This is a genomic window from Monashia sp. HAY1-2A, assembly GCF_056755315.1.
In genome coordinates, this window is sequence record NZ_JBNDHY010000232.1 from 1 (window position 1) to 4,408 (window position 4,408).

Consider the following 4,408-nt stretch of genomic DNA (forward strand, 5'->3'; position numbering starts at 1 on the left):
TCCGTCGTCGGCAGCGTCAGATGTGTATAAGAGACAGGTGCACCACCCACCAAGGGACCGAATCGTGCACGAGGAGCCGGGACGCATCCACACCCCTGACGCGGGCGGGGGTGATCTCCACAGCCCCCGGGCAGGGTGTCGCGCCCCCCTCCCGAGACCACGAGGCTCAGGGCATGGATCCCGCGCTCATCGCCCGCAACGACGTGTTCTCGGCCGGCCGCGCCACCGAGCTGGGCCTGACCCGTGCCGACCTGCGTCGACTCCTGCGTGACAGCAGCGTGGTTCGGCTGCACCGCGGCTGGTACGCCACACGAGTGCCCCGCGACGACGCCGACCGGCACCGGCTCCGCGTCGAGGCACTCCTGGTCGAGTACGCCGGACGCGCCTTGGCGGCTGACGCATCGGCGTTGCTGCGTCTGGGGATCGCCACGTGGCGGCCGGACCTGCGAAGGGTCCACCTGGCCCTCACCGACCCCGGCCTGAACCGCCACCGCAAGGCCGACCTCGTCGTCCATCCGCACCGGACGTCCGCGCCGGAGCTGGCTCCGCGGCCGGCGGGAGGGACCGTCCATCCGGCAGTCGCGATCGCGTCCGTGGGGCTGAAGGACCCCCGCTCGTTCCTCGTGCCCGCCGACGACGGGCTCCGCCGCGGCCTCGTGACGGCCGACGAGCTTCGCGCCGCGGTCGCGGGACTGGGCCGGCGGCACGGTGCCGCGGGGGTGCGGGCGGTGCTCGACTGGTGCGACGCCCGGCACGAGTCGCCCGGCGAGACGCTGCTGTCCCACCTGCTCCGGGCGGCGGGGCACGACCTCGAGCCGCAGTTCGTCGTGCCGGGCACGGAGCGGTGGACCCGAGGCGGCCGCGGCTACCGAGTCGACCTGCGGCTGACGGGGACCCGCGTGCTCGTCGAGTTCGACGGTCGGGTGAAGTACGAGGACCGGCAGGTCCTGTGGGAGGAGAAGCTGCGCGAGGACCGCATCCGGTCGCTGGATTGGGTGGTCGTCCGGGTGACCATGGCAGACCTGCGCGACCCGGCCGCGCTGCGAGCGCGGGTCGACGCGGCTCTCGCCCTCGCCGCTGCGTGACCGATGCGTCACCCGGGTGGTGCTGGGACCTTTCGGTGCGTGGCCTGACACTCACAGACTGACGCAGCGCTGACGAAGTGCGCCGGGGCTCGCGAGGCCGGGGTCCGGGCCGGGGTCGGACGGCGTCCGGGGCACCGGCCGGCAACCGATAGCCTTGCCGTTGGCTTGGACCACAACCGGAAGGCAGACCGATGCCGGCGATCGTGCTCGTGGGAGCGCAGTGGGGCGACGAGGGCAAGGGCAAGGCGACCGACCTGCTCGGCAGCAGCGTCGACTACGTCGTCAAGTTCAACGGCGGCAACAACGCCGGCCACACCGTCGTCATCGAGAAGGACGGCAAGCGCGAGAAGTACGCGCTGCACCTGCTGCCGTCCGGGATCCTGTCCCCGAACTGCGTGCCCGTCATCGGCAACGGTGTCGTCATCGACCTCGGTGTCCTCTTCGAGGAGCTCGACGGCCTCGACGCGCGCGGCGTCGACACGAGCAAGCTCAAGGTCAGCGCCAACGCGCACGTCATCCCGCCGTACAACCGGACCCTCGACAAGGTCACCGAGCGCTTCCTCGGCAGCCGCCGCATCGGCACGACCGGTCGCGGCATCGGCCCGACGTACGCGGACAAGATGAGCCGCATCGGCATCCGGGTCCAGGACCTCTACGACGAGGGCATCCTGCGCCAGAAGGTCGAGGCCGCCCTGGCCGTCAAGAACCAGGTGCTCGCCAAGATCTACAACACGCGCGCCGCAGACGTCGACGAGGTCGTCACCGAGCTGCGCTCGTACGCGGAGCGGCTCGCGCCGATGGTCACCGACACGGCGCTCGAGCTGGTCCAGGCCCTCGACCGCGGCGAGACCGTGCTCTTCGAGGCCGGCCAGGCGACCCTCCTCGACGTCGACCACGGCACCTACCCGTACGTCACCTCGAGCAACGCCACCGCGGGCGGCGCGTGCACCGGTTCGGGCGTGCCGCCGACCCGCATCGACTCGGTCATCGCCATCCTCAAGGCCTACACGACGCGCGTCGGCGAAGGGCCGTTCCCCACCGAGCTGCACGACGACATGGGTGAGTTCCTCCGCAAGACCGGTGCCGAGTTCGGTGTGACCACCGGGCGCCCCCGCCGGTGCGGCTGGCTCGACGTCGTCATCGGCCGCTACGCCCAGCGGGTCAACGGCGTCACCGACTTCGTCGTCACCAAGCTCGACGTGCTCACCGGTCTGTCCACGGTCCCGATCTGCGTCGCCTACGACGTCGACGGCGTCCGCCACGACGAGATGCCGGTCAGCCAGAGCGACTTCCACCACGCGACCCCGATCTACGAGGAGATGCCGGGCTGGTGGGAGGACATCACCCACTGCCGCACCTTCGAGGAGCTGCCCGAGAACGCGCAGAAGTACGTGCTGCGGGTCGAGGAGCTCATCGGCGCCCGCGTCTCCGCGATCGGTGTCGGTCCGGGCCGGGACGAGATCATCGAGCGTTTCCCGCTCAAGCCCAGCGTCGCGAGCTGACCGCTGACCCACGAACCTGCTTGGACCCGAAGGACATCCATGAGTGACACGGTTGCCCCCGCCGCCCCGGAGCCGGCCCCCGAGGCCACCACCGAACCGCTCGACTGGGTGACGCGTCTGGCCGACGACGTCATCGCCGAGGCGAGGCACCGCGGCATCGACACCATCGTCTGCGCGTCCGGCATCAGCCCGTCGGGGCCCATCCACCTCGGCAACTTCCGCGAGCTCATCACGCCGCACCTCGTCGCCGACGAGATCAAGCGCCGCGGCATCGCGTGCGAGCACATCCTGTCCTGGGACGACTTCGACCGCTTCCGCCGCGTGCCCAAGCGCCTCGAGGGCGTCGACGAGTCGTGGGAGCAGTACATCGGCATGCCGCTGACGTCGGTGCCCGCCCCGGCCGGGTCACCGCACGCCAGCTGGGCCGACCACTTCAAGGCGCCGCTGCTCGAGGCGATGGCCGCCACCGGCATCGAGGTGCGCCAGATCAGCCAGACCGAGCAGTACCGCGCGGGCGCGTACCGCGAGCAGGTCCTCCTCGCCATGCGCGAGCGGGTCGCCATCGACAAGGTCCTCGACCAGTACCGCACCCTGGAGGCGGAGGCCGACGCGCGGCAGCGGGCCACCGGCAAGGGCCGACGCCAGGACCCCAAGGCCGCGCAGCTCACCGAGGAGCAGGCGGCCGCCGCGACCGAGGCCGAGCGCGGTTCGGGCGCCGCGGCGGAGGACGACGGCAGCGAGGGCACCGCCGGTTACTTCCCGTTCAAGCCGTACTGCACCGTCTGCCGCACCGACTTCACGACCGTCACCGCCTACGACGACGACACGCACGAGCTCGCCTACGCCTGCACGAGGTGCGGGCACACCGAGACCGTCGACCTCGACACCTTCACCGACGGCAAGCTCGTCTGGAAGGTCGACTGGCCGATGCGCTGGGCCTACGAGGGCGTGCTGTTCGAGCCGTCCGGCGTCGACCACCAGAGCCCGGGCAGCAGCTTCGTCGTCGGCAAGGACCTCGCCCCCGTCTTCGGCTGGGAGCGCCCGATCGGCCCGATGTACGCGTTCGTCGGCATCGCCGGCATGGCCAAGATGAGCTCGTCCAAGGGCGGGGTCCCGATCCCGAACGACGCGCTGGAGGTCATGGAGCCGGCGGTGCTGCGCTGGCTCTACGCCCGACGCCGCCCGAACCAGAGCTTCGACGTCGCCTTCGGCCCCGAGCTGCAGCGGCTCTACGACGAGTGGGACGCCCTGAACCGCAAGGTCGAGGCCGGCGCCGCGCAGCCGGGCGACCTCGCCGCCCACCTGCGCGCCTCCTCGACGGCCTCCGGCCCGCTGCCCTCGACCCCCCGGCCGATGCCGTTCCGGACCATCGCCTCGGTCATCGACATCACGCAGGGCGACGAGGCCCAGGCGGTGCGCATCCTGTCCGAGCTCGACCCCGACCACCCGGTCGAGTCCATCCAGGACCTGCGCCCGCGCCTCGACTGCGCCGAGCGCTGGATGCTCGGCTACGTCCCGGCCGAGGACCGCACCGTCGTCCGCGAGACGCCGGACGCCGAGCTGCTCGGCAGCCTCGAGGACCCGCAGCGCGAGTCGCTGCGCCTGCTGCTCGAGGGCCTCGACGCGCACTGGTCGGTCGACGGCCTGACCCACCTCGTGTACGCGGTGCCGAAGATCCAGCGCGGCATCGACCCCGAGGCCAAGGTCAAGGACCCCGAGCTGTCCGCGGCCCAGCGGGCGTTCTTCGTCCTCGTGTACCGGCTGCTCGTGTCCAAGGACACCGGCTGTCTCTTATACACATCTGACGCTGCCGACGACGGA

The 4,408-nt window shown here is 71.5% G+C and carries 3 protein-coding genes; all 3 read left to right on the forward strand.

What is annotated here, in order from left to right; all coding sequences use genetic code 11:
* Positions 1-1,085 (forward strand): hypothetical protein (locus ACPYOM_RS21000; RefSeq protein ID WP_481347433.1); only part of this gene is annotated, 1,085 nt, incomplete at its 5' end.
* A gap of 191 nt (positions 1,086-1,276) precedes the next feature.
* Positions 1,277-2,587 (forward strand): adenylosuccinate synthase, encoded by a 1,311-nt coding sequence (locus ACPYOM_RS21005; RefSeq protein ID WP_481343330.1) that lies wholly within the window; start codon positions 1,277-1,279, stop codon positions 2,585-2,587.
* A gap of 39 nt (positions 2,588-2,626) precedes the next feature.
* On the forward strand, positions 2,627-4,408 hold a 1,782-nt coding region (lysS, locus tag ACPYOM_RS21010), incomplete at its 3' end, for a lysine--tRNA ligase (protein ID WP_481347434.1).

Bases quoted from the DNA above. Each gene is read 5' to 3' on its own strand.
- ACPYOM_RS21005 (WP_481343330.1), top strand. From the start codon at position 1,277: ATGCCGGCGATCGTGCTCGTGGGAGCGCAGTGGGGCGACGAGGGCAAG.